A 23,684-nucleotide genomic window follows, 5' to 3' on the forward strand; every position below is an offset into this window, starting at 1 on the left:
CAAATCAAATGAAGACGTTCAGTTTTAGAAAACTAATTCCCATAGCCTTGTTTTTTGCGGCTTTCATGAGTTGCACCACCTTGGAAGAGGAAATTCTCGATGAATCCCTCACAGGAACAGGACAGGCCGAGATTGTAAGCGGGTCGATCGCTCCGGTATACGGTATGCTCCGGCAGGTATGGTTGCATACGACCAATTTTGGTCTGCAGGAAGTAGCCTCCGATGAGGGGATTCTCCCTTACCGAGGAGGAAGAGACTGGTTTGACGGCGGGAAATTCATCGCCGTCCATCAGCATCTGATGACACCCGGCAACAGCTTGGTTGGGGATTCCTGGACATTCATCACCTTGGGCCTATCCCGGGCTGTAGCTGCAGAGGAGCAATTGGGTCTCGAAGTGGAAAACGGAAATAACGCTGCACAGAATCCATTGTATGAGATGGTAGCCATCAAAGCTTACCTCAACATGCTGGCTTTGGACAATTGGGGTTTAGTCTTCAGAAAAGACCGCTCCGATCAGCAATCGGAAATTCTCAGAGGACAGGATGCTGTGGATTATCTGGAATCTGAGCTGCTTTCCGTGGTGAATGTAATAAGCAGTACCAATGGACCCGGCCGAATGAACAAATTCGCTGTGGAAGGACTTTTGGCAAGACTGTACCTGAATGCAGCGATCTATCGGGATCCTTACGGGACACCCAATTTCCAACAAGAAGATTTGGATAAGGTAATCCAATACACTAGCAACATTATCAATGGGCCTTTTTCTCTTTCCCCTGAATACTTTGACATTTTCAATGACGACAACAATACCAATCCGGAGGTGATTTTCTCCCTGGATCAGCGGGGAGTATTGCAGACTGAGCATAGCCGTTGGCAATATTGGTCGATATCCGGTGATCAAATCCCGAGACCGGAATTTCCCAATACCCGGGGTACGGATGCCGTAGCGGCGACCCCGGATTTTATCCAATCTTGGTATGATGCTTATGGAGATGTGGACCCTGCTGATGCTGATGCCCGCTTTTTTCAGGAAAATACCATCATTCCCGAAAACCTGAGAGACCTCACTGGAGTCAATCCCACCAATGATGAAGACCATTACTACTGTGTGGAAGCGACTGAATTCCAGATTGATCGTGGGATCCTCAGAGGAATCATCTGGGGTCCAAGAAAGGATGAAACCGGGAGCATCATTACCTGTGAAGACGGAAAAGTCAGAATATATCCCGTAATCAACAGAAGAAGCAGCGGTGCGGATATTCGCTATGTGGACCACAATTTTCAGGTGGATTTCACCAATGAGGGAAGCCTTCACAATACGGGACACCGATTTTCAAAATACCAGTTTAGCCGAACTGCCCCCAACTGCTGCTCCAATAGCAGTGTGGATATCGTTTTGCTGAGGCTAGGGGAAATCTATCTGATGAGGGCCGAGGCAAAACTCAGAAAAGGTGACAATGCCGGAGCTTTGGCGGATTTGAATATCCTCAGAACCTCCAGAAATGCCAGACCTGCACAGACCCCTGCAGCACTCAATTCCATCGATTTGGATATTCTGTTCAGAGAATCTGGATTTGAACTGTACTGGGAAGGCTTGAGAAGAGTCTATCAAATCCGCTTTGGAAAATATGAGGACAGCTGGACGGAAAAAACGGACCGCGATCCCAACAAGCGTCTGTTTCCGATTCCTCAGCGGGCCATCGACGGAGCTTCCAATATTGAAGGATTTTTGGTGCAAAATCCGGGTTATTAATTTCTTATAGGTTGTATATCAAAAAGCCGAACGGATTCTGTTCGGCTTTTTTCATCTCTGATCATAAAAGATTTAAATGACTAGTCGGAATGCTGTACATGTTAAGGGATTTGAAATCATTCCGATGATATAAATCCCCCAAGCCCCCTTAGGCAGGGGGAATTTGCCAAAATCTAGCATCAAACCTTTAAATCCTTTGGCTACATGCAAGAATAAGTAGACCCAATAAGATTTAATTGATTGAATCCGGTCTGCGGATGCTCAGATCTTGAAGATCTATGAAAAAATCATCCGATGGCAGACCTGTACTCAAAGCTCCCAAAATTCGCAGAAAGGAAGAAAATTGACCATTTAGGGATGAATCCAAAGTAGAAAGTCGACGCTTGGAGAGTTGCGTATAGAGTTCGGCCCGTGCTTCAGGAATCAGGGCTATCCCTAAATCTCCACCGTTTTTTATTCTGTAAAAATCCTCCATCAAGTTTCCTTTTTGACCGTTTTGCAGGATTTGTTGATAGATTTCACCGAGTAGTTGCGGTCTTTTTTCCAAGGGTGAACCCAGCCATTTTTTGAGTTGATCGGTTGAGATTCCCTGAACCAGATTTTTGAGTTGGCTAGGCCAATCGGCCTCTGCAAAACGAAGTCGGATTAGTTCCTGCAGGTGCATTTGAGTGAATTCCAGGTAGTGGGCCGCTTCCAAAACTTTAGGGTTCCAAGCTTGGGATTCCTTTTGCTGGCTAAGCCAATGGTGTTCTATTCTGTAGAGATCGAAAAACTCGTCAAATCGATCGGCCTGTTGGATGTGATGAGTTCGGATATGCATAGTGGTAGAATCAATTAGGTTCATGGTTTTGTAGGCTGGAGGAAAAGCCGCCAAGGAAGGAACCTGAATATTTACAAGCTCCGTCTTGTCTTCAATTTCCAGGTTTCCGGTATCATTGATGTGCATGTGTCCGGCAAAGTGAATCCGGATTCCGGCCTCGGCATAGGCTTGGGATACTTCGGGCTTTGGGACTCTGGACAATTGGAATTTTCCTGCGCCAAAGAGGTGGCCCATTTCTTCAGAACTGTTTTCATGAAAATCAGTCAGGGGATAGTGGCTGAAGGAAATCAGGGTTTTCCCTCTTTTTTGGGCTTCTTCGCTTACTTTCCGAATCCAGTCCAAATGATGACTTTTGCTTTTCATCGCGAGATTGAAACCGACTGAAGACCCCCTCCAAGCAGTGGAATCGTAACTTTCTTCAGAGCCAGAGTAAGTGTAGACATTGGCGTCAATCGCCAACAGCCAAATGCCTGGTACGGGCTCCACCAGATAGCTGGCATCCGGAAGTAAATGTCCTGTGTTGGGGTCCGAGTAGCTTCGGTTTTCCAAACCGGCTTTCTCTCTTATTTTCTCAAAGGAATAGTTTTCATACTCCCAATTCACAAATGGATGGGTCCAAAAGAGGTCTTTGGGGTCGGGGTAAAAGCCAAACTCCTGCAATGACAAAAGAATCTCATCATACCCCCAATTTGCTATGGCTTGACTCAGGACTGTATTGGGGAATCTTAAAAAGGAACTGTCACTGACTACAGCTTGACTCTGCCCGTTTTCTCCTAAAAAATCCCGCTTTCCGTCAGGCCCACCAAAAGGAGATACCGGGTCATGATTGCCTGTAGTCAGAAAAAAGCGCATGCCATAGCGACTCTCGTATTCCTTCAAAATCCCTCTTAAAGCCAAGACGTTCATGGGTTGACCGTCATCGGTAAAATCACCCGGAAGAACCACAAGCTGAATATCCTTTTCTCTTAAATCTTCCAAAGCAGCGAGCAAGGCAAAGTAGTTTTCGTTGAAAAGCCGGGTGGAATTCAACTGGCTTTCCATGGTTCGGATGGTGGCCATTTTCCCGTTTTTTGGGTTTAAGACCCCTCGAAACTCTTGGGATTCAAAGTCCCCATAGACATCCTGCAGGTGAATATCTGCCAAAAAAGCCACCTTCACTTCTGTCACAGACTGGGCAAGAGTCCATGAGGAAGGGCAGGAAACCAATATGCCTGCTTTCACCAAGGCTGCAATCAGTCGGGGATACTTCACTTTTTTTGCAAGACAGGGTTGGGGCGCTCGAAAGTTTGATTTTCAAACTTTACGCTGTAGTCTGATTTGAAGAATTCGGATGGCAAGTAATAATCCGTTGAAATCACCTGCGCACCTGAAGCTTTTGCCTTTTCAAACTGGCTGTAATCTCCTGTCCGAGCCTGTTTGGTATCCGAGTCGGCCCGGGTTCTGATCAGATATCCTTTTTCTACCAATTCCCGGATGTAATTCTCCTGAGTGACTGGATTATTGATGATTCGGAATCCGGCCTCGGGATTTCCTTCTTTCAGATTGACAAAAAGGACAGCATTTTCCAGACCTGGTTTGGCCTGAAGGTAGCGGCGGATTTTCTCTTCATTTTCATCTAAAACAAACAAAAACTTACCCCGCACCTCATCGATTTGAGGCCAGTTTCCAGCCAATACAGCCTCCTCCAGATTGGAGTAATTTCCCCGGACTTGATCCGGAGTGATCAGATTTTCCAGTCCGAGATGGGTCCGGATTTCCAGATCAATGCTATCCAGTGCGGCAGTGGAAAAAGAAAGCGGGGCGGTCGTCATGGGAACTTGCCCGTCTTTGGCATTGATCAGAACAAAAACAGGATGATGGTCCGGATGGGCTTTACTCCAGGCTTTCAGCTCGAGCAAAGCATTTTTGAAGAGGAGATGATGGGAGTAAAAATCCAAATCCTGAACATGGAAGAGCTTCAGACCTGGTTTTTCCAAGTCTTTTTCTGGATCAAAAACAGTCCCCTCGGGTAGCATGGCCAAGCCTTTGGGCTGAGCATAGCGGCCACCTTCAGGATCATGAAATACATCCAACTCCAGATTCCTCAATCCCAAGTCCAACTGATCAGAGAGCGGGATATGGGCATATTCCAGACTTTGGGCTGCCCCCGGGTTCACCTTGCTGAGGTAGTCCAAAATCGGGCGGGGCATATCACTTTTGTAACTGTTGTGGCTGCCGATTACCTGTGTTTCATTGAGCTTTTGGGCAGATGCCGAAAGAGCTGAGCAAAAAATCCCAACATAGAGGATGAGTTTTTTCATTTTCCAGAATAGACTTTTGAATACCAAATATTCAATATTTTGCTTGCTTAGGATTTACCCTTCTGTCAAGTTTTTGTTACCAAAGGGAAAGAGTAGGCTGGGTTTTTATCCTTTTGTTAAGGATTGGAGTTTCCTCAGTTTAACCCTCAGAATTTAGGCTTTGGGGCCTTATTTTTAGCCATGAAAAAATACTTCTTTCCTTTTTTATTTCTTCTTGTATTCGCTCAAGAAGGGCTCTTTGCACAACAGGACTTCCGCCTTCATTCCCATAATGATTACCTGCAAAAAGCCCCATTTTGGGAGGCATTTGCCGCCGATGCGGCTTCCATCGAGGTGGATGTCATTTTGTATGACGGAAAAGTCATGGTCGCCCACGAAAAGGAAAGCATACAACCTCAGCGGACCTTCAGGACACTCTATCTAGAGCCTATCCAAAAGGCCTTGGAGCTGGGAATGATTGATGGATTTGGTTTTAATCTTTTGGTGGATTGCAAGACGGAAGGCTACTCCACCTTGGATGCAGTGATTCGCGAGGCAGAGGCTTTTCCTTCCCTGCTTTTTTCCTCCCAAAACCCAAAAGGACTAAAATTGATCATTTCAGGCAACCGACCCAAGCCAGAGGATTATAGAAACTATCCCGAATGGGTACTTTTTGACTATCAAAGCAAAAGTCTGCCTGCGGATTTGCCTTGGGAGAAAATCGGAATGGTAAGTCTGAGCTTCAGGCAGTTTTCTGTGTGGAATGGCAAAGGGAGATTGGTAGAGAAGGATCGGAAGGGCTTGGAAGACTTTATTTCTTTGGTTCACAGCTTTGGAAAGCCGGTGCGTTTTTGGGGGTCTCCGGATAGCAAGACGGCCTGGAGAGCTTTTCACGACTTGGGGGTGGATTTTATCAATACAGACCAACCCAAAGCTGCTCAGGAATATTTGGCCTCTTTGAATCAGAGGGTCTATGCAACTGATTCGATTTATTCGGTCTATAACCCCAGCTTTGCGTCGGACGGATTGGATGCGCCTATACGAAACATCATTTTGCTGATCGGGGACGGCAATGGACTGGCCCAGATTTCCGCTGCACTTTTTGCCAATGGAGGAAACCTGAATCTGGCACAAATCAAAAATATGGGGCTGATCAAAACTCAGGCAGCGGATGATTTTACCACCGATTCTGCGGCAGGGGCCACAGCTTTTGCCACTGGGCAAAAAACCAATAATCGGGCTTTGGGAGTTGGTCCTGATGGAGGGCGATTGAGAAATTTGCCTGAAATATTGGCTGAAAGGGGCTTTTCCGCAGGAATCATCACCACGGATCAAATTACCGGGGCCACTCCGGCAGCGTTCTATGCCCACCATCCGGAGCGGGATGATACCGATCAGATTGCTGCTTTTTTGCCGAAAAGCGCCTTGAGTCTGGTAATTGGTGGAGGGAAAAATACTTTTTCTCCCTTACAATCAGAGTTGGTCAAGGAAGGGTTTAAACTGGTCGATCAGCTCCAAGGATTGGGTGAAATGGGGGCTGATCGAATTGCCTATTTTTCTTCTCCGGGTTCTAATCCAAGCATGGAAAAAGGCCGGGGGGATTTTCTTACCCAAAGTGCCTTGGAAGCGCTTAAGTTTTTCGATCAGAAGAAAACTCCCTTTTTCTTGATGATCGAGTCGGCCATGATCGATTCAGGAGGCCATTCCAATAGTACTTCCACGATCGTGACAGAAATGCTGGATTTTGATCGGCTGATCGGGGAGATGATGCGCTTTGCGGATCAGAATCCCGGTACCTTACTTCTGATTACTGCTGATCACGAGACAGGAGGAGTATCCATTCCGCAAGGAAATGTGGAAAAAGGAGAGGTGGAATTAGGATTTCACAGCGATGATCATACCGGGATTTTGGTGCCGATTTTTGCTTATGGACCGCATTCGGGAGAGTTTCGTGGGATTTACGACAATATAGAGGTTTTTGAAAAATTGATCAGGTTGGTGCAAAATCAGTAATTCAGAAAAGCGCATTTCTTTGGGATTTTTTCATCCTCTCTGATCCAATTGGTCATCCTGCTTCGTACCTCCTCCCAAACTAGGAAATGATGCAGGAAAGATCAGTGAACAACCACAAAACAGGGAAAAAACAATCTTTTGAATCGGGCAAAGCAGGGCTGTCCATGAATCACTTGGCAGATTTCATTGCCAAGCACCCTCTTCCGGCCCCCCAATCCTTCAGAAAGCTGCAGCTTTTTCTTGGGAAGGTTTGCAATCATTCCTGTTCCTTTTGCCCACATGACGCAAAGCCTCAAAGTGCGGATTTTATGCGCTACGATGTGGTACATCAAGTGGCGGCACTGATTGAAAGGGAAAACTTTGGAGAAGTGACGCTGAAGGGTGGGGCTCCGGAGCTGACTCCTTATTTCCGGTGGTTGGTCAGGCAGATTCGGGAGCGTAGTCCCCACACCCGAATGGTGATGCATACTCATGTGACTTCAATGAAAGATCCCGGATATCGGGATTCTATTCCCAATTTTTTGAAGGAAAACCAAATAGAGTTGGTTGTCCACGTCCCAACGATTCAGGAAGAAGAAATGGACCTGCTTCGGGGAAAAGGAGCTTTTAAAACTTTTAGGTCTGTCATTCGCTACTTCAACCGCTTGGGCTATGGGGTAAATTCTGAGCTCCCGATCCGATTGGTTTACAGCCACAGGCAGCACCCCGGGCAGCTCACCCTCCAGGAAAAAATGAAGTCCTGGTCCACCCAAATGGGTTTGAAATTAAGCTCTTTCGAAGAAAAAATGCTTGCTCCGGTAGGCAGAATGCAGACTTGTCTTTCTCAAAATGGACAGGAGTCATCTCATTTTCAGGATTTATTTGCCCATTTGGGCCAGCATGGTGAGGTAAAAATGCCTTGTCAAGAGTCCGTGACCATCGACTGGGAGGGAAATGTCTTCAACTGTGAAAATCACCTATCTGTGAAAGACGGAAGAATCAACTATCGGCTTTTTCACCTCAATGACTGGAGTAAGTCCCAACTCGACCGGGTAAGGATTCAGCCGGCTCTTCACTGCCTGAGTTGTATGGCCTGTTTTAAAAATTAATTCGAAAAAGTTTTTCTTCCCTCGATCCAAGAGGAAAAGGCACTTCGTATCTCCAGAAAAATGAAGTAAACCATGATTAAAAAAATTCTTCTCACAGCAGGTTCTATTGTTTTGGTGCTCCTAGTGATTTTGGGAGTTCACATTTATCAGGTCACCGGAAAAGGTGCCTCGGAAGGGCCCAATTGGTCCATGGGTAAAATTGAGATTTCCGATCAGCCAGATTTGACTCGATTGAAAGAGGTTCAGGATGAATACTTGGATAAGCCCTATATCCGTGCATTTCGTGTTAATCGGGAATTAGGGCATTTTATTCTCCTATATGACCGCAAGCAAATCAGCGGAGATGAGCTTGCCAAGGATTTGGGAGAAAAGCTTCAAATCAATGCTGCCTTATATCGCCCAAGTGCTGAGGAATTGGCTAGTAGCTGTCCAGCCATTCCCAAGGATAGTTTCACTTATCAATTAGGAAGTCTATTTCAATCCATATTTACTAAACTATAACAACTATGAAAATCAAAAACTTATTCATTACTAAGCTTTGGGTTTTGGGTGTTTTTGTCTTTTTCGCCTGCGGGGAAGATGAACCCATGCCGCCTATGGACACCTCGTTTTACTCCACTCAGCTAGGTGGAGAGACGATGGTCCAAGACCCGAATAATCCGGGGCAGATGATCGAGCAGGGATTTCTAAACCTGCGAACGGTAGTAACCAACACGGTTTTGGAAATTGCAACCAATGAGGGAGGTACTTATGACGACCTTCAGCCTTATTTCTCTGTTCTGTTGAACGAGGTAGGAAGAAATGAACTCTCCGGATTTACCACCTTGGTAGATGATTTTACCCGATTTTTAGCCGAGGCCACAGGATCCAAAAATTTCCAGTATACCGGATTGAATATGGCTGAGGCACACAACTCTGCCAATCCTAGAATGAATGGCTTGATAAACAATGCCGATTACGATCTATTCATTCAAGCAGTAGTGGCTGGAGCAGCTGAAGCTGGCATCACCAGTCCAGATGTGTTGGGACCTGTGGCAGAGCTTTTGGAATCGGTCAGAGAACCAATCGTGCAGCGGGCTGATGATGAGGAACTTGATCTTTACACCAGATTGGGAGGCTCAGGCCTAGTTGCCGATCCGGATAATCCCGGGATGTTGATCGAAGCGGGATACCTTCCTTTGAGAGCGGTGGTGACTTCGACTGTTTTGGTCATTGCTACCAACGAAGGCGGAAAATACGATGATTTGCAGCCCTATTTCACGGTATTGCTCAATGAAGTAGGAGCCGGAAATACCAGCGGATTTATCACCTTGGTGGGAGACTTTTCAGACTTTCTTGCAGCCAATATCGGATCTACCAATATCACCTATAACGGTTTAAACATGCGGGATGCTCACGATCCTGCTGTCAACTCCAGAATGACAGGATTCATCACGGCAGAGGATTATGATCTCTTCATTCAGGCTGTAGTAGAAGGGGCATTGGAAAACAATGTACCCGAATCCATCATCGGTGAATTTGGAGCTATTCTAAACAGTGCTGGCCTGAGATCTGCAATCATTCAGGCCTAAATAAGGAACTCTACGGAATATGGGGTGAAGTAGAGTTTCGATTCCCCGGTTAGGTAGTTTTTTGGGGAAGAATAAGGCAGCTTACGGGCTGCCTTTTTCTTTTGGATCGAAAAAACGAGGCTGTCACATAAACCGGTTAGTTGTCAGCCTGACCCTTCGATTTCGAGACTCTCGTCTCTCAAGTGCTCAGGGTGACAGGAGTCGAAGGCCATTTTCAGTTTTCTGGAAGACATTTCGACTTCGCTCAATGTGACAAACTTCACTTTTGAAACAGCCTCGTTTCAATTTTTTTCAGATTTCAAACCTTCGAGGTTTTGAAAACCTCAAAGGTTTACTCTTCCGCCGTGGTTTGTGTCTTCACAAACCACTTTTTACCATGTATCACATCTTCAGATTCTCCATCTCCAGCTGCGGCGCAAAAGGCTGCTCGTAGTAGCGCTTGCCGGTTGCTTTGTACAAGGAGTTGGCCAAGGCCGCAAAGACAGGAGGGAAGAAAGGTTCTCCCAACCCGGTCGGGTCTTCCTTGCTGTCCACAAAGTGGATTTCAATTGATTTAGGAGCCTCTTTTTGCCGAATCATTCGGTACTTATCAAAATTCGTTTTGTTTGGCACTCCATTTTCAAAGGCTAATTCTCCAAAGAAAGCATTGCCAATCCCATCAATAATAGCCCCTTCGCCCATATTGGTGGCGGCGTCTGGATTTACTACGATTCCACAGTCTACCGCAGCATAGACTTTTTCAACTACAGGTTTTGAATCGACGATTTTGGTGTCTACCACCTCTGCCACGTAGGAATTGTGACAGAAATAAGCCGAGACGCCTCTACTTACTCCTGGTGCAGGTGAGGCCCAATTGGATTTTTCACGGACGAGTTCGAGAACTCCCGCGTAGCGCTTAGCGTCGTAATCGTAGTTTTGCCCTACCGGGTTGGTTTCTGCCCGCTTGAGCAATTCCAAGCGGAATTCGATGGGATCTTTGCCCATTACTTCCGCCAATTCATCCAAGAAGCTTTGCTCTGCCGCTGCGATAAAGTTGGATCTAGGCGCTCGGAACGCGCCAATAGTGATGTTGGATTCGATTTGCCAAGCTTCCGCCAAGTAATTGTCGATGGCTCCGGCAGGGAATCGGTTGGCATGAAGGGGAGTTTCCGGAATCCCGCCTGCTTTTACATGCAGGGCCAACAAGTTGTTATTTTCATCCAACGCAGCCCGATACGTGGCAGAATAAGTAGGACGATACACCCCCGCTGACATATCATCTTCACGCGTGTAAACCATCTTTACCGGAGCTTGGATTTTCTGAGAAATCAATGCTGCCTCGGTCATGTGGTGGCTGTAGGCTCTTCGTCCAAATCCGCCTCCCATTCGGGCAAGATTGATTTGGATATTTTCTTTTGGAATCCCCAAGCTACTAGCCAAAGTGTTGGCAATAAATTCTGGAGCTTGAGTTGGACCATAAATCACCGCTTGATCTCCTTTGACATCTGCAAAGCAGTTCATCGGTTCCATGGTATTATGCGCCAAAAAGGGAGCGTTGTACGTTTTTTCAATGATTTTTGCAGCCTTTTTAAAGGCTTCTTCCGGATCTCCATCTCGTCGAACTACGTTGCCGGGCTTCTGGATGTACTCGGCCATTAGTTCTTTATGACGGTTGGTGTTTTCCAATCCAGCTGGAACTGTGACTTTTGAGTTGCCTCGACCACCGAATCCCGCCACTTCGAAGGAGGATTCTGGGGCATTTTCCCATTCGACTACCAAGGACTTTTTGGCTTGCATCACCTCCCAAGTGGAGTTGCCCACAATGGCGATGATCTCTGGGAAAGTGGTGGTGTCAAAGAAATTTCTTCCGTAGTCGTCTTTAAATAAGTTGATCGAAAAGACATCCATAATCCCAGACATGCTACTTACTGAGCTTTTGTCAAAAGATTTGAGTTTCATCCCGAAAGCAGGAGGATGCACGATTGCGGCATACTTCATGCCTTCCACTTTATGGTCAATTCCAAAAAGCGGTTTTCCGGTTACGATTTTTGCACCATCGACATTCTTTTTGGAGTTTCCGACGATTTTGAAGTCAGTCAATGCTTTCAATGAAACCTCTTCAGGCACTTCCATAGTGGCTGCGAGGGAAGCCATTTCTCCATAGTGGGCTTTTTTGCCACTTCCTTTGTGTTCTATAATTCCAGCTGAAGTGGTTATTTCAGAAGCGCGTACATTCCAGGTTTGGGCAGCAGCTGCGATCAACATGGCCCGGGCAGTGGCACCGGCGGTTCGAAGTGGAGTCCAACCTTGACGGATTCCTTGACTTCCTCCGGTGAATTGACGCTCGATTCGAGTAGGCCAGAAGTCAGCTTGCTCTACAAATACATTTTTCCAATCTGTATCGAGTTCCTCTGCCAAAATCATCGGCATGGAGGTCTTAACATTAGAGCCGAATTCTGGATTGGGAGAATAAAGCGTCACCGCTCCGTTTTCACCGATTTTGATATAGCTATTCAGTTCAAACCATTCTTTGGGCAGGCCTATCATTTCTTCTTCGGTGGGCTTACAACCAGCGAGCCAGGCAAAGCTGAGCATCATTCCACCTCCTGCCAAAGCCGAGGCTTTCAGGAAGGATCTTCTGTTCATTTTGGTATTTACAGTTGTCATGGTTTTCAGAGCTTAGAGGTTTTGCGAAGCGGTTTTAATGGCTGCCTTTATTCTGAGATAAGTTCCACAGCGACAGATGTTTCCATTCATTGCATTGTCGATGTCGGTATCGGATGGGCTAGGATTTTGTGCCAAAAGGGCTGCCGCACTCATAATTTGACCGGCTTGACAGTACCCGCATTGGGGCACATCGTGCTCCAACCATGCCTTTTGGACGGGGTGGTCTGCTTTTTCAGAAAGCCCTTCTATGGTGGTGATTTGTGCACCTTCAGCAGCCGAAACCGGTAACTGACAGGAACGCACAGCACTCCCGTCCACGTGAATGGTGCAGGCGCCGCATTGGGCGATACCGCAACCATATTTGGTACCCACAAGGTCTAGGTGATCACGCAATACCCAAAGCATGGGGGTACTTGGATCCACATCGACCTGTTGGGATTTGCCGTTGATTTTGAGGTTGAATTGAGCCATAGTCTTTTTTGGTTTGGACTTTAAAGTTCAAAAAAATAGGCGGGCGATCCTTACGAATATCAAACAGAAAGCTTGGAATATCAAATACAGCGGCAAAAGAACAAATTTTTTCAATTGACTGACAACTAGTTGAATATAAGTTAGATTCCCAGAAAAAATTCATAACGGTTCAGTTCGTTAAGTTTTTCTAAAGAATTAATTGGTACCCTGTTGCCTTTCCGGTTTTTCTATCTACCTTTCCCTCAGACTTTTAAACAAAAACTTTATGAAAAAATCTTTGATTCATTCCTACTTCGGAATGGTTTTAACTGCAATTTTAATTGGGTGGGGGTGTACTAATGAAATAGATTAACAACCCATATTTGTTTCGGAAATTTTTGAATCTGATAATCCTCAATTGGAAGGGGTAAATTTTCAAGGTTCTATAATTACCTTCAAGGATTTTAAGGTATTTAGAGAAATCACGGAGGATGAATCGTTAAAAAATATATTTATTGAAACATCGAAAAGGTTCAATAAATCTAATCCTAGAAATAATAGAAGTAGAGTAACCGCGGATAGTGAGTTCCCTGAAGGTTTTCTGGAGTATATTTTGAATCCAGAAAATATAGTAGTAATCGGTGATTATATTTTTAAAGTTTTTGTAAGCTCCCCTAAAAGTCGGCCATTTGAAAGTTGAATTGAATTTATCAACTTTAAATGGTTATTATGAAAAAATCGAGATTCACAGAAACGCAGATCGTCAAAGCGATCAAAGCTCATGAGGCAGGCAGAAAAGTAGAGGAAATCTGCGGCGAGATGGAAGTAACCCCCACCACTTTTTACAAATGGAAGCAACGTTATGGCGGGATGGAAGCCAGTGAGGTCAAAAAGCTGAAAGAACTTCAGGAAGAGAATTCCCGCCTGAAGCGGATGTATGCAGAGCTAAGCTTGGTACATGAGGCACTCAAGGATGCGGTGGCAAAAAAGCTCTGACGCCTGACGAAAATCAGTTCATGGTCGAAGAACATGGAGTGAGCCAACGTCAGGCGTGTAAGACGCTCAGCGTGCCTCGAAGTACTTTCCAGTATCAACCCAAACCCAAAAACGACATGCCCGTGATCCAGGCCCTGGAAGAACTGGTAGCCAAACATCCTGCCATTGGCTTTTGGCAGTCCCATTACCGGCTTCGCAGAAAAGGCCATCCGTGGAACCATAAAAAGGTCTACCGCATCTATTCTGCCATGGGACTGAACATCAGGCGCAGACACAAGAAGCGGCTGCCGGCAAGGACCAAACAGGCCCTGTATAGACCAGAATCGATCAACCAGGTCTGGTCTGTCGACTTCATGAGCGACAGCCTGTGGAGCGGCAGGCACTTCCGTCTGCTCAACATTCTGGACGACTATAACCGGGAAATGCTGGCCATGGAAGTGGACTTTTCACTTCCTGCACAACGGGTGATCCGGGTATTGGAGTTTCTTGAGCTGGTCCGGGGCCTCCCCAAAATGATCCGCGTGGACAATGGCCCTGAGTTTATCTCCCGCCTGTTGGACCACTGGTGTAGGGAGAAGGGCATTGAGATGGTCTTTATCCAGCCGGGAAAACCGATGCAAAACGGCTATGTGGAACGCTGTAACGGATCGGTCAGAAAAGAACTGCTTAGCTCCAATGTATTCAATTCTCTGGATGAGGTAAGGGAAAAAGCGATGGAATGGATGGAAGACTATAACCGGGAAAGGCCCCATGAGGCACTTGGATATCGGACTCCCGTGGACTTATTGGAAGAACTAACATGAACATATCTTTTGCTTTTCCAACCGTTAAGCAGCGCAAAAGTGAATGCGGAAAGCGGCTCAAGACCGGTTGGCCCAAGCCAACCGCTCGCCTTGGTCTTGAACCGCTTGGAGTATTCACTTACCTTCGCTTATCGGGTGAAAAGTAAACTTTTGACTGGCCCAATTTTCGGGGGAGCTTACAATGAGTATAGGTTTTTATTTGAACATAAGTTAAATCAAATCGATATCCCCTTGTTGTTATCATTTTCTAAACGCAGTGGCAAAATCGGATTTGGGGGAGATTTTGGAATCATCAAGGGTCTGGCAATTTGGGGTGAGGTAACCCCCTTGATCTATGAAATCAATCAAAATGACGAAGTAGATGTTTCGCAGGGTTTTACTGATGCCTCCGGATTTGTAAATCCAGGAGATAAGTTTAGTTTGTACTTTGCTCCGTCTCTTCAAATCAACTTGTCAAAGATGATAGATTTGGAGTTTCAACCCTTCTATAGGTATCAATTTGGTGATAAATCCAATTACGAATACAACAACGAACAGGGCGCCCCTCTTTCTCAATATGGCGTCAACTTGGGAATTATCAAGCGGTTTTAAACTAACCGAATTCTATCCAAAGACTGCCTTTGAAAGAAGGCAGTCTTTTTGTTTTCATACTTCGACAAAAAAAGATAGACTCCCTATTTCTTTTGGTAAGTATGATTTTCGCATATAGGTCTCAAAGCCACTACCTACTCGTTCCTGCATGGGTGTTGAAAGGGATGACCGTTTTCCCATCCAGATCATTTTCGCGCAGAAAGCTTTTTATGGGTGGAGGAAGCTGCATGCCCCAAGTAGGGAAACCAAGGAAAATGGAGTCGTATTTTGATAGGTCAACCTTGGTTTTCAACAGAGGTAGAAATCCCGTCTCATTTTCTCTTGCCACCTGAGCTACTATGGCTCTGTAGTCTTCAGGATAAGGATTTACCAGCTCCAGTTCGACCAAATCTCCGCCAACTTCCTGCTGGATCATTTCAGCGACTGCTTTGGTGTTCTTGGTGCGGGAAAGGTAGACGATGAGGATTTTTTCGGAATCCAACTGCGTATTTTTCACAGACGTTCCTGAATTAGTTTGACAGGAGCTTGAAAATGAAAAAAGAAGGAAGATTCCCAAGAAAATATTCCTCATCGCTTCATTGGTTTATTGGCCTCCCGGAGTCATCAATCGCGTAAAAGAGAGCGAACCCAGCTTCCAGCCCTCAGCCTTTTTGATGTACACTTCGGTAACTTCAAATGGATTGGTAACCTCATTGCCCCCAACCTCAGCAACTAGGGTGATACGGTTGAGGAGAATGGCAGTGTTGTCAATGATTTCTACCGAAACTTCATGGATATCAGCTTTTTTATACCAAATTCCCCCGCTTCGAATGATGTCGATTTCTTGATCTTTGCCCCAAGAACCACCCATGTGGACAAAGACAGATTTGTCATCAAACAGCTCAGCGAGTTTGTCAGCGTTCTTATCGGCCATCCATTGCCATTTGGTTTTGGAGAGTTGGATGATTTCTTGTTGCTCGGGAGTAGTTTGGGAGAAAGTGACTTTCGCGGCCAAAAGGACTATAAATAAGCTGATTAGTGTCTTTTTCATTGGAAAATATTTGGGAAAAGAAATCGTGTTGAGATTTGATTTTTAAGGATTACAAATCCTATAGATAAGGCCTCGGAATTACAAATTCCGAGGAGCATGGCCTACTTCTCAATCTCGTGGGTATCCCGTACGCTGCTGAAAGTCAAGGCAAGCATTTTCCAATCGGCTCCTTCTTTTTGGTAAACTTCCGTCACGGTGAATTCAGTCACCACATCATTTCCTCTTACATGGGCTGTCAATGTGATTCTATTCCAAACGAGGGCTGAATTTCCAAATAATTCAACAGCCGTATCGTGGACCTTAGCGTCTTTGTACCAAATGCTACCCGTTTCTATAATTTCCAGTTCACGGGCTGTAGTCCAGGTTCCACTCATATGGACAAATTTGGCATCAGGATGAAAAAGGGGTTTTAATTTAGCCACATCCTTTTCAGCCATCCATTTCCATTTGTTCATGGAAAGTTCGTAAACCTCTTTCTCAGTGGAGGATTGTGCAATTGCTGTACCTGCGCTGAATAGCAATAGAGCAATTAGAAATAAGTGTCTTTTCATTTTTTCAGGTTTTAAATATCAATATTCGTCATTGTCATGCTGCTTCAATTACTGCCATCAAACCAATCCTTACAAAAATCAAACAGCAACAAAAAAGCCGACTCGGTGGAGTCGGCTTTAAGACTATTTTGAATTCTTAGAACTTATTCTGGTAGAAGCACGGTGTCAATCACGTGTACCACGCCATTTGTTCCTGCCAAATCAGCAGCTACCACAGTAGCACCACCGATCATTACTTTTCCATCCTTGATCGATACAGTCAAGTCTTGACCATTCAAAGTGGTCACCACCTGTCCGTCGCTTAAGTCTCCGGACATCACATTACCTGCTACCACATGGTAAGTAAGGATTCCTGTCAAAGCGTCCTTGCTTTCAGGCTTCAAAAGTCCTTCCACTGTACCGGCAGGAAGGGCTTCAAAAGCTGCATTGGTAGGTGCAAATACGGTAAATGGTCCTTCACCGCTCAGGGTTTCTGCCAATCCTGCAGCCTGAACTGCAGCCACTAAGGTGGTGTGGTCGGGGGAGCTGACAGCAATGTCAACTACGGTGTTGGATGGGGCAGGAGTTTCTTCTACTACTTCCACTACTGCTTCTTCTGTGGTTTCTTCCTTTGGTGCACTGCATGCGGTCCATAAGCCTAAAGCAAGGAAGGTGGCGGCCAAAGCCGAAATTTTATTCATTTTCATTGGGTAAGGGGTTTGATTTTCAAGTAGAAAACAGATAAATGGCTATAAGGTTTTAGGTTTTTTTGTTTTATAAAGTGAAGCCTGAAAGAGTTTTTCGGTTTGAAGAGTTTGAAATGATAATGCTTTTGAGGGATTTGAGCCTAAGGAATATGGGTGTTTGATAATCGTAAGTTTTCCTTTGAAAATCATTAGTACTAGGTGGAGTATTTCTTTCAATTTTGTGCTATTCTATCTCTCAAATTCCACCTTACATTACTCCATTGAAACCTTTCTTTATCCCAAACCAAGGAAAAGCAAATCGATTCGCCTGTTCATTTGCCTTTCTCATATCCTTGATTTTAGTAAGTGTTTCTGTCCAAGGGCAGGAAAGTATCCATAGGCATGTGGGCGGAACAATTACCCTGACCAACAATGGGATATCCATTATCCCATCGTTTTCCTTAGGTCATCCTGCTGTATTTTTTGACTTGACTATGGGAGGTGACCGATTTTCCTTTGACCCCATGCTTCGGTTTGGATTGGATGGGAAGCCTTGGTCATTCGTGCTTTGGGGGAGATACAAGGTGATCAAAGACCGGCGCTTTTCGCTGACTGTGGGTGGTCACCCTGCCTTTTTGTTTCAGGAAGCCCAAGTGATGGTGGATGGAAAGCCCGAAATGAGAATGGTGGCCAATCGCTATGTGGCTGGGGAAATCAATTCCAGCTTTAAAGTAAGTAAAGACTTGACTTTAAGACTTTACTATTTGAAAGGCGTTGGGGTTCAGGTGATGGGACCGAAAAGTTCTGATTTTCTGGCTTTAAGCCCTGAATTTCCGGACATCAGATTGGCAGGAGAGTTTAGCATGGTCATCAATCCCCAGTTCTTTTTCCTGAAAGTAGATGAGAATTCCGGGTTTTATGTCAATTCGGGGCTTACCTTTAAAAAAGGGGAGTTTCCGGTGCAGTTTCAGGCCTTCGCCAATAAAAAACTCAATTCCACTATCCCGGGAGATGATTTGGTTTGGAATCTGAGTCTGCTGTATAAGTTCAACACCTCATTTTCAAAAAAATAAATTATGGATAGCTCTGAAAGCCTTAGGGAATTTTATGAAAGAAAATTCAACTGGATTCCGGAAAACATAGCTTCGGAAATCGGTCATTTCAATATTTTCCGCCTTGAGCCATATCTGGAAGGCAAAATGAAAGCCGTGCCCTACCGGAGAAGGGACTTTTATAAAATTATGCTGGTCAAAGGCCCAGGTACTGTTCACTATGCAGATCGGATCAATGAAGTCAAGAAACAGGCACTTTCCTTTTCCAATCCGTTAGTTCCCTACAAATGGGATAATTTGGCGCCCGATACGCAAGGGATTTACTGTATTTTCAACCCATATTTCTTTCTAAATTTTGGGCAAATTCAGCAATATGAGGTGTTTCAGCCCAGTGGGAATCATATTTTTGAGTTGAGGAACGAAGAAGTGCAGGAGGTGGAGCGGATTTTTGAAAAAATGGAGGCGGAGTTCAGTTCCGAATACAAATACAAATACGATGCGATCCGGGCTTTGATTTTAGAGCTGATTCATTTTGGGATGAAGCTGCAGCCTGCTGAGATTCAAAAAACCCAACACGGAAACGCTTCCCTGCGGATTGCTTCCATCTTTTTGGAATTGCTGGAAAGGCAATTTCCGATCGACGAAACCCATCAGACGATCGGCTTAAGAAGCCCTTCGGACTTTGCAGATCAGCTCAATGTCCACGTCAATCACCTCAACCGGGCCGTCAAAGAAATGACCGGAAAGACGACTTCTCAGTTGATCGCAGATCGGGTACTGCAGGAAGCCAAAATTCTTCTTAAACAAAGCAACTGGAATGTATCAGAAATCGCTTATGGCTTGGGATTCAACGAAGTGACTCACTTCAATAATTTCTTCAAAAAGCACGTAAATTTATCTCCAACTCACTTCAGAAAGGGATGAAACAGATGAATTTAAAACTAGTTTGGGTTTATTTTCTGTCAATCGGATTTGTTGCACAGGCTTGGGCCCAGCAGACTAAATCCATATCGGTAACGGGAGAGATAGCCTCAGAAATCGTTTTGGATTGGGACCTGATTTCAGCTCAAGAGGCAGAGGAAATCGGGGACTTTTCCATCACCAATCATCTCGGAGAACCTAGAGGAGTCCTCCAATCCGCCAAGGGTGTACCGGTAAGCTCCTTGTTAAAAGATTTGGTGTTCAATACACCTTCACCAAAAAAACTCAGCGAGTTTTACTTTGTATTTGAGGCGGAGGATGGGTATAAGGTGGTATTTTCATGGAATGAGCTTTTCAACAATCCTCTGGGAGAGGAGGTTTACTTCGTGACCTTCGCCAATGGAAAGCCCATGGAGGAAATGGAAGATAGCATTCTGGTCATTTCGAAGACCGATTTCCGTACCGGAAGAAGGCATGTGAAAAATCTGGTGAAAATCCAAGTTAAAAGAGTGCCTTGATTCAAGTTTTATGAGTCCATTTATCCCGAATGACTTTTTTCCCAAGGAGGGAATTCTCAACTTGTGCCTATGCTGATTGACCTTTTCGGACGTATTCACGATTACCTCAGGATCTCACTGACAGATCACTGCAATTTCCGCTGCACTTATTGTATGCCGCAAGAAGAAATGGAGTGGATGCCTCAGTCCAAGCTGATGAGTAAGGAGGAAGTCATCGAACTGGCAAAAACCTTTATTAATCTTGGGGTCAAAAAGATTAGATTGACCGGAGGAGAACCTTTGGTGAGAAAAGAGTTTCCGGAGATTTTGGAGCATCTTTCTGCCTATCCTGTCGAATTGACCCTGACCACAAATGGCGTTTTGATTCACAAACACATCGACGTTTTGAAGAAAGCCGGTGTCCGCTCAGTCAATGTCAGTTTGGATACACTCAACAGGGAAAAGTTTTTGAAACTGACCCGCAGAGATCAATTCGATCTAGTTTGGGGAAATATCCTGTTGCTTTTGCAGGAGGGCTTTCGGGTCAAAGTCAATGCGGTGGCGCTTCACGGTTTGATCGAGGACGAAATCTGTGATTTCGTAGCGATGACTGAGCAGCTTCCCATCCACATGCGATTCATCGAGTTTATGCCTTTTACAGGCAATCACTGGCAAAGCAAGAAAGTGGTCACAGCGGCTCAAATGCTGGATTTGGTGAAGGAAAAGTATGAAATCGTCAAGCTGGAAGACAAAAAGCACGATACGGCCAAGAAATACAAGGTTCCGGGTTTTGCAGGGACTTTTGCCTTTATCACTACCATGAGTGAAAACTTCTGTGCGGGCTGCAACCGAATCCGTCTGACAGCAGATGGAAAAATCAAAAACTGTCTTTTTGGAAAGGAAGAATTGGATTTGTTGGGCGCCTTGCGAAAGGGAGAAAATGTGGAAGAGATTATCCGGCTTTCTATTTCCAGAAAGCATAAAGCTTTGGGGGGACAATTTGACCCGGACTACCTGAAGGCCAATCCCGATGCAATCGAAAATAGAAGTATGATCAAAATCGGAGGCTAAATGATTTCTGTAAGCGAAGCGAAGGCAATTCTTCAGGAACTCGACTTGTCGCGGAATGTCCAAGTTTTACCTATCTCATTGGCTCAGGGATTTTTCTTAGCCAAACCCATCACCTCCCAATTAGACGTTCCCTCTTTTGACAATTCAGCCATGGATGGCTATGCTTTTTCCTGGGAAGAGGGATTAAGTAAATTGGAATTAGTCGGAGAAGCTGCCGCTGGTGCTACAAAACTTCCTAAAATCAGGAAAGGTCAAGCGATTCGTATTTTCACCGGAGCTCCTTTGCCTTCGGGTGCTGATTCGGTAATCATGCAGGAGAAAGTAGATCGTAAGGGTACTATCATTTATTTTGATGAAGCAGATGCTATTTTTGGCAAGAATACCCGGCTTCGGGGAGCCCAGTGTAAAAAAGGAGACATTATTGCCGAAGCTGGTGCAAAAATTACTCCTGGCTTAGTCAGCCTTTTGGCTTCGGTGGGAGTAGCAGAGGTTCCTGTCTATCGGGCCCCAAAAGTTGCCATTATTATCACAGGGAATGAGATTCAGGACTTGGGAAATAAGCTACGACCTGGCCATATCTACAATGCCAATGGACCTGCCTTGGAATCTTGGCTAAGAAAGTTGCAGGTAGATGAAATCCAAGCAATCAAAGTCCCTGATCAAAAAGAAGCTGTGGTAGAGACTCTAGCCCGAGCTTTGGATAAAAATGATTTGATCATTTTCACAGGAGGGATCTCTGTGGGAGATTATGACTTTGTCAAAATCGCTTTGGAAGAAAACGGGGTGAAGCAGCTTTTCTACAAACTCAAGCAGAGACCCGGCAAACCCCTTTATGCTGGAGAAAAAGAGGGTAAGATCGTTTTTGCCTTGCCTGGAAACCCGGGTTCGGTACTTTCCTGCTTTATGCAGTACGTAAAGCCTGTCATTCAATCCTGGAAAAGAGATCCGGAAGCATGGAATCATTTTCAAAATCTTCCATTGGCTCAGGATTTTGATAAGAAAATTCCGCTCACCCAATTTCTGAAAGCAAGAATCCAAAATGGAAAAGTAGAGGTGCTTCAGGGTCAGGAATCCTTCAACTTGATTGCTTTTGGTTTGGCGGATGGATTTGTGGAGATACCGGAGGAGTCATCCCTTGTCGAATCGGGTACTTTGGTTAAATTTTATCCTTGGTGATGGAAGACCTGATTTATTATGGCCTGTTTTTTTTGATGCCTTTTGCTGCGTTTTTGTATGCTTCGGTCGGGCATGGAGGAGCGAGTTCTTACCTGATGATTTTGGCATTGTTGGGATTTGCTCCTGAGGAGATAAGGCCCACAGCCCTGATTCTGAATATGATGGTGTCCATGGCTTCTTTCCTGAATTACCGCAAGGCAGGAGAGTTTCCGACCAGTCTGTTTTGGTCCTTGATTCTCTTTTCCATTCCTGCGGCTTATCTGGGAGGAACTATCCTGCTAGATGCCTCCATTTACAAAAAAGTCCTGGGAGCACTTTTGCTTTTTCCTGCCTTGAAGTTTGCCGGAGTTTTTCCGATTGCTGACAAGGTTAAAGTCGAACGGGCTTGGTGGATGGGTCCTCTTTTGGGGATTCTGATCGGGTTTCTTTCAGGAATGATCGGAATCGGTGGGGGAATTATTCTTACGCCTATCGTACTGATGCTGGGTTGGGCAGGAGTGAAAGAGACGGCAGCTTTGAGTGCGCTATTTATCTTTTTGAATTCTGTGGCCGGATTTTTCGGAGCCAGCATTTACGAAATTCCTATGAAAGAGGAATTGTGGGTTTTGGTCCCATTAACAGTTGCAGGAGGGATTTTTGGCGCTTATTTGGGGGCTAAACGCCTTTCTGTCAAGTCCTTGAAGTACCTTTTGGCTTTCGTGCTGCTTTTTGCAGCGGTGAAGTTGATTTTGAGTTGAAAAAACTGTTCTATTCAGACTATAAGGTGATTTTCAATCAAATAATTGGCTGATCGTCTTCATCGGTAAAAACATTTTTCCGCTATCAGGTAACTTGATGAATCCGAATTTTTTATAAAATCGTTCGGCCTCTAGGTCTAGGGGATCTACGATCACGGCAAATGAGCCGATGGTCTTTGAAATCAGATGACACCTTTTCAAGGCATCCACAAGAAGTAGTTTTCCTATTCCTTGCCCTTGGAACCGTTGATCAATTGCAAGCCTTCCCAATAGGATGGTAGGAATGGAAGTGTATGAGTTTGGTAACTTTTTTTGAATTTCAAGAGGAATATTTGATTGATCAATACTTCCATTGGATAAGGTGTAGTATCCTTTAATCAAATCGGTATCGGATTCCGTGATCACAAAGCAAACTGCGAGTTTTCGCTTAATGTCCTGATTGGCTTGCCTATGGAGGTAATGATCCAGCATTTCTTTTCCACAGGAAAAATCGGATTTCCGGTGAGTGGAGTTTAAGGGCTCTGAAAGCTGACTCATTTATTTATCAGGGATTCGAATTCAGCAGCAGCTTTAGCAAGTTCCTCGTTGGGAGACTTGGGATTCATGATAGCGTCGAAGAAAATTTCAGCATCTTTTTGAGATGCAATCACCCGCTCATTTTCGGCGATTATTTCCTTTGCTTTTTCTTGGAGAGTAGCGACTACAAAATCCGTCAGATTTCTATATCCACCGATTTGGGCAGCTTTTTCAAAAAACTCCTTTTGCTCTTTGCTTAGTCTTGTGTCAAAGCGGGAAGATTTTGAATTGGATTTTTTGGTTTCCATTTTGATTTTTTCCCAAAGTACAACTTTTATCCGTACAAATATATATTGTACGGAAATATTCCGTCAAATCCTTTCAGGGAAAATATTCAATTCCATTTTCTCCTATGACCTCCTCGCTTTCTTCCTGCTTTTTGCCTCGATCAAGCTTA

23 protein-coding genes are annotated in these 23,684 nt (G+C 44.9%); 13 read left to right on the forward strand and 10 right to left on the reverse strand.

The window, feature by feature from the left end:
- Window positions 1-8 precede the first annotated feature (8 nt).
- Window positions 9-1,754: a RagB/SusD family nutrient uptake outer membrane protein gene (locus AAA942_RS00135; protein WP_338218189.1), complete on the forward strand. Its 1,746-nt coding sequence runs from the start codon at window positions 9-11 to the stop codon at window positions 1,752-1,754.
- A 232-nt stretch (window positions 1,755-1,986) separates the two neighbouring features.
- Here AAA942_RS00135 and AAA942_RS00140 read toward each other — a convergent pair whose 3' ends face one another.
- Window positions 1,987-3,825, reverse strand: a complete 1,839-nt coding sequence (locus tag AAA942_RS00140; protein WP_338218190.1) for a metallophosphoesterase — start codon at window positions 3,823-3,825, stop codon at window positions 1,987-1,989.
- Entirely contained in the window at window positions 3,822-4,874 is a 1,053-nt protein-coding gene (locus AAA942_RS00145; protein ID WP_338218191.1) for a phosphatidylinositol-specific phospholipase C1-like protein, read from the reverse strand. Before AAA942_RS00145 ends, AAA942_RS00140 begins: the two co-directional genes overlap by 4 nt.
- A 180-nt stretch (window positions 4,875-5,054) precedes the next feature.
- Between AAA942_RS00145 and AAA942_RS00150 the strand changes: the two genes are divergently transcribed.
- The 4 genes from AAA942_RS00150 to AAA942_RS00165 all read left to right on the forward strand — a co-directional run bounded on the left by AAA942_RS00150 (window position 5,055) and on the right by AAA942_RS00165 (window position 9,525).
- The gene (locus AAA942_RS00150) at window positions 5,055-6,866 is read left to right on the forward strand and encodes an alkaline phosphatase (RefSeq protein ID WP_338218192.1); all 1,812 of its coding nucleotides are present in this window, start codon (window positions 5,055-5,057) and stop codon (window positions 6,864-6,866) included.
- An 89-nt stretch (window positions 6,867-6,955) separates the two neighbouring features.
- Window positions 6,956-7,954 carry a radical SAM protein gene (locus AAA942_RS00155; RefSeq protein WP_338218193.1) on the forward strand — a complete coding sequence of 333 codons (999 nt, stop codon included), beginning with the start codon at window positions 6,956-6,958 and terminating at the stop codon, window positions 7,952-7,954.
- A gap of 72 nt (window positions 7,955-8,026) precedes the next feature.
- Window positions 8,027-8,455, forward strand: a complete 429-nt coding sequence (locus AAA942_RS00160; RefSeq protein ID WP_338218194.1) for a heavy-metal-associated domain-containing protein — start codon at window positions 8,027-8,029, stop codon at window positions 8,453-8,455.
- 5 nt (window positions 8,456-8,460) lie between these two features.
- The gene (locus AAA942_RS00165) at window positions 8,461-9,525 is read left to right on the forward strand and encodes a hypothetical protein (RefSeq protein ID WP_338218195.1); all 1,065 of its coding nucleotides are present in this window, start codon (window positions 8,461-8,463) and stop codon (window positions 9,523-9,525) included.
- A 381-nt stretch (window positions 9,526-9,906) separates the two neighbouring features.
- Here the strand turns inward: AAA942_RS00165 and AAA942_RS00170 are convergent, their stop codons facing one another.
- A complete protein-coding gene (locus tag AAA942_RS00170) occupies window positions 9,907-12,171 on the reverse strand; it encodes a molybdopterin cofactor-binding domain-containing protein (RefSeq protein WP_338218196.1) in 2,265 nt (754 codons plus the stop codon).
- Between the two features lie 12 nt (window positions 12,172-12,183).
- Window positions 12,184-12,642 (reverse strand): (2Fe-2S)-binding protein, encoded by a 459-nt coding sequence (locus tag AAA942_RS00175; RefSeq protein ID WP_338218197.1) that lies wholly within the window; start codon window positions 12,640-12,642, stop codon window positions 12,184-12,186.
- A gap of 708 nt (window positions 12,643-13,350) precedes the next feature.
- On the opposite strand from AAA942_RS00175, the gene AAA942_RS00180 reads away from it, so the two are divergent.
- Both AAA942_RS00180 and AAA942_RS00185 read left to right on the forward strand, forming a co-directional pair.
- Window positions 13,351-14,420 (forward strand): IS3 family transposase gene (locus AAA942_RS00180; protein ID WP_338218198.1). Its coding sequence is split into 2 segments (ribosomal slippage): window positions 13,351-13,603 and window positions 13,603-14,420, totalling 1,071 coding nucleotides; the frame shifts between segments, so codons are not numbered across the junction.
- Window positions 14,421-14,459: 39 nt separating this feature from the next.
- A complete protein-coding gene (locus AAA942_RS00185) occupies window positions 14,460-15,011 on the forward strand; it encodes a hypothetical protein (protein WP_338218199.1) in 552 nt (183 codons plus the stop codon).
- Window positions 15,012-15,141: 130 nt separating this feature from the next.
- Here AAA942_RS00185 and AAA942_RS00190 read toward each other — a convergent pair whose 3' ends face one another.
- The 4 genes from AAA942_RS00190 to AAA942_RS00205 form a co-directional block, all read right to left on the reverse strand.
- Complete coding sequence (locus tag AAA942_RS00190; RefSeq protein WP_338218200.1) at window positions 15,142-15,507, reverse strand: flavodoxin family protein; 366 nt, start codon at window positions 15,505-15,507, stop codon at window positions 15,142-15,144.
- 87 nt (window positions 15,508-15,594) lie between these two features.
- Window positions 15,595-16,041, reverse strand: a complete 447-nt coding sequence (locus tag AAA942_RS00195) for a nuclear transport factor 2 family protein (protein WP_338218201.1) — start codon at window positions 16,039-16,041, stop codon at window positions 15,595-15,597.
- Window positions 16,042-16,142: 101 nt separating this feature from the next.
- The gene (locus AAA942_RS00200) at window positions 16,143-16,592 is read right to left on the reverse strand and encodes a nuclear transport factor 2 family protein (protein ID WP_338218202.1); all 450 of its coding nucleotides are present in this window, start codon (window positions 16,590-16,592) and stop codon (window positions 16,143-16,145) included.
- Between the two features lie 143 nt (window positions 16,593-16,735).
- Window positions 16,736-17,278: a fasciclin domain-containing protein gene (locus tag AAA942_RS00205; protein WP_338218203.1), complete on the reverse strand. Its 543-nt coding sequence runs from the start codon at window positions 17,276-17,278 to the stop codon at window positions 16,736-16,738.
- A gap of 332 nt (window positions 17,279-17,610) precedes the next feature.
- Between AAA942_RS00205 and AAA942_RS00210 the strand changes: the two genes are divergently transcribed.
- From AAA942_RS00210 to AAA942_RS00235, 6 genes are all read left to right on the forward strand, one after another.
- Window positions 17,611-18,330: a hypothetical protein gene (locus AAA942_RS00210; RefSeq protein WP_338218204.1), complete on the forward strand. Its 720-nt coding sequence runs from the start codon at window positions 17,611-17,613 to the stop codon at window positions 18,328-18,330.
- Window positions 18,331-18,333: 3 nt separating this feature from the next.
- Window positions 18,334-19,233, forward strand: a complete 900-nt coding sequence (locus AAA942_RS00215) for a helix-turn-helix domain-containing protein (RefSeq protein WP_338218205.1) — start codon at window positions 18,334-18,336, stop codon at window positions 19,231-19,233.
- A 5-nt stretch (window positions 19,234-19,238) separates the two neighbouring features.
- The gene (locus AAA942_RS00220) at window positions 19,239-19,748 is read left to right on the forward strand and encodes a hypothetical protein (RefSeq protein ID WP_338218206.1); all 510 of its coding nucleotides are present in this window, start codon (window positions 19,239-19,241) and stop codon (window positions 19,746-19,748) included.
- Between the two features lie 69 nt (window positions 19,749-19,817).
- On the forward strand, window positions 19,818-20,798 hold the full coding sequence (moaA, locus tag AAA942_RS00225; protein WP_338218207.1) for a GTP 3',8-cyclase MoaA: 981 nt from the start codon (window positions 19,818-19,820) through the stop codon (window positions 20,796-20,798).
- A complete protein-coding gene (locus AAA942_RS00230) occupies window positions 20,799-21,974 on the forward strand; it encodes a molybdopterin molybdotransferase MoeA (protein WP_338218208.1) in 1,176 nt (391 codons plus the stop codon).
- Window positions 21,974-22,711 (forward strand): sulfite exporter TauE/SafE family protein, encoded by a 738-nt coding sequence (locus tag AAA942_RS00235; protein ID WP_338218209.1) that lies wholly within the window; start codon window positions 21,974-21,976, stop codon window positions 22,709-22,711. Before AAA942_RS00230 ends, AAA942_RS00235 begins: the two co-directional genes overlap by 1 nt.
- A gap of 33 nt (window positions 22,712-22,744) precedes the next feature.
- Here AAA942_RS00235 and AAA942_RS00240 read toward each other — a convergent pair whose 3' ends face one another.
- Both AAA942_RS00240 and AAA942_RS00245 read right to left on the reverse strand, forming a co-directional pair.
- On the reverse strand, window positions 22,745-23,248 hold the full coding sequence (locus AAA942_RS00240) for a GNAT family N-acetyltransferase (RefSeq protein ID WP_338218210.1): 504 nt from the start codon (window positions 23,246-23,248) through the stop codon (window positions 22,745-22,747).
- Window positions 23,245-23,535 carry a type II toxin-antitoxin system TacA family antitoxin gene (locus AAA942_RS00245; RefSeq protein WP_338218211.1) on the reverse strand — a complete coding sequence of 97 codons (291 nt, stop codon included), beginning with the start codon at window positions 23,533-23,535 and terminating at the stop codon, window positions 23,245-23,247. Before AAA942_RS00245 ends, AAA942_RS00240 begins: the two co-directional genes overlap by 4 nt.
- Between the last annotated feature and the right edge of the window lie 149 nt (window positions 23,536-23,684).

This window comes from Algoriphagus sp. oki45 (assembly GCF_036245605.1).
Classification (GTDB): Bacteria; Bacteroidota; Bacteroidia; order Cytophagales; family Cyclobacteriaceae; genus Algoriphagus.

What these genes read in the sequence shown, in the direction of transcription:
- AAA942_RS00135 (WP_338218189.1), top strand. Translation starts at nt 9, where the DNA reads ATGAAGACGTTCAGTTTTAGAAAACTAATTCCCATAGCCTTGTTTTTT.
- AAA942_RS00145 (WP_338218191.1), bottom strand. Translation starts at nt 4,874, where the DNA reads ATGAAAAAACTCATCCTCTATGTTGGGATTTTTTGCTCAGCTCTTTCG.
- AAA942_RS00150 (WP_338218192.1), top strand. Translation starts at nt 5,055, where the DNA reads ATGAAAAAATACTTCTTTCCTTTTTTATTTCTTCTTGTATTCGCTCAA.
- AAA942_RS00155 (WP_338218193.1), top strand. Translation starts at nt 6,956, where the DNA reads ATGCAGGAAAGATCAGTGAACAACCACAAAACAGGGAAAAAACAATCT.
- AAA942_RS00160 (WP_338218194.1), top strand. Translation starts at nt 8,027, where the DNA reads ATGATTAAAAAAATTCTTCTCACAGCAGGTTCTATTGTTTTGGTGCTC.
- AAA942_RS00165 (WP_338218195.1), top strand. Translation starts at nt 8,461, where the DNA reads ATGAAAATCAAAAACTTATTCATTACTAAGCTTTGGGTTTTGGGTGTT.
- AAA942_RS00170 (WP_338218196.1), bottom strand. Translation starts at nt 12,171, where the DNA reads ATGACAACTGTAAATACCAAAATGAACAGAAGATCCTTCCTGAAAGCC.
- AAA942_RS00175 (WP_338218197.1), bottom strand. Translation starts at nt 12,642, where the DNA reads ATGGCTCAATTCAACCTCAAAATCAACGGCAAATCCCAACAGGTCGAT.
- AAA942_RS00195 (WP_338218201.1), bottom strand. Translation starts at nt 16,041, where the DNA reads ATGAAAAAGACACTAATCAGCTTATTTATAGTCCTTTTGGCCGCGAAA.
- AAA942_RS00200 (WP_338218202.1), bottom strand. Translation starts at nt 16,592, where the DNA reads ATGAAAAGACACTTATTTCTAATTGCTCTATTGCTATTCAGCGCAGGT.
- AAA942_RS00205 (WP_338218203.1), bottom strand. Translation starts at nt 17,278, where the DNA reads ATGAAAATGAATAAAATTTCGGCTTTGGCCGCCACCTTCCTTGCTTTA.
- AAA942_RS00215 (WP_338218205.1), top strand. Translation starts at nt 18,334, where the DNA reads ATGGATAGCTCTGAAAGCCTTAGGGAATTTTATGAAAGAAAATTCAAC.
- AAA942_RS00220 (WP_338218206.1), top strand. Translation starts at nt 19,239, where the DNA reads ATGAATTTAAAACTAGTTTGGGTTTATTTTCTGTCAATCGGATTTGTT.
- moaA (WP_338218207.1), top strand. Translation starts at nt 19,818, where the DNA reads ATGCTGATTGACCTTTTCGGACGTATTCACGATTACCTCAGGATCTCA.
- AAA942_RS00230 (WP_338218208.1), top strand. Translation starts at nt 20,799, where the DNA reads ATGATTTCTGTAAGCGAAGCGAAGGCAATTCTTCAGGAACTCGACTTG.
- AAA942_RS00235 (WP_338218209.1), top strand. Translation starts at nt 21,974, where the DNA reads ATGGAAGACCTGATTTATTATGGCCTGTTTTTTTTGATGCCTTTTGCT.
- AAA942_RS00240 (WP_338218210.1), bottom strand. Translation starts at nt 23,248, where the DNA reads ATGAGTCAGCTTTCAGAGCCCTTAAACTCCACTCACCGGAAATCCGAT.
- AAA942_RS00245 (WP_338218211.1), bottom strand. Translation starts at nt 23,535, where the DNA reads ATGGAAACCAAAAAATCCAATTCAAAATCTTCCCGCTTTGACACAAGA.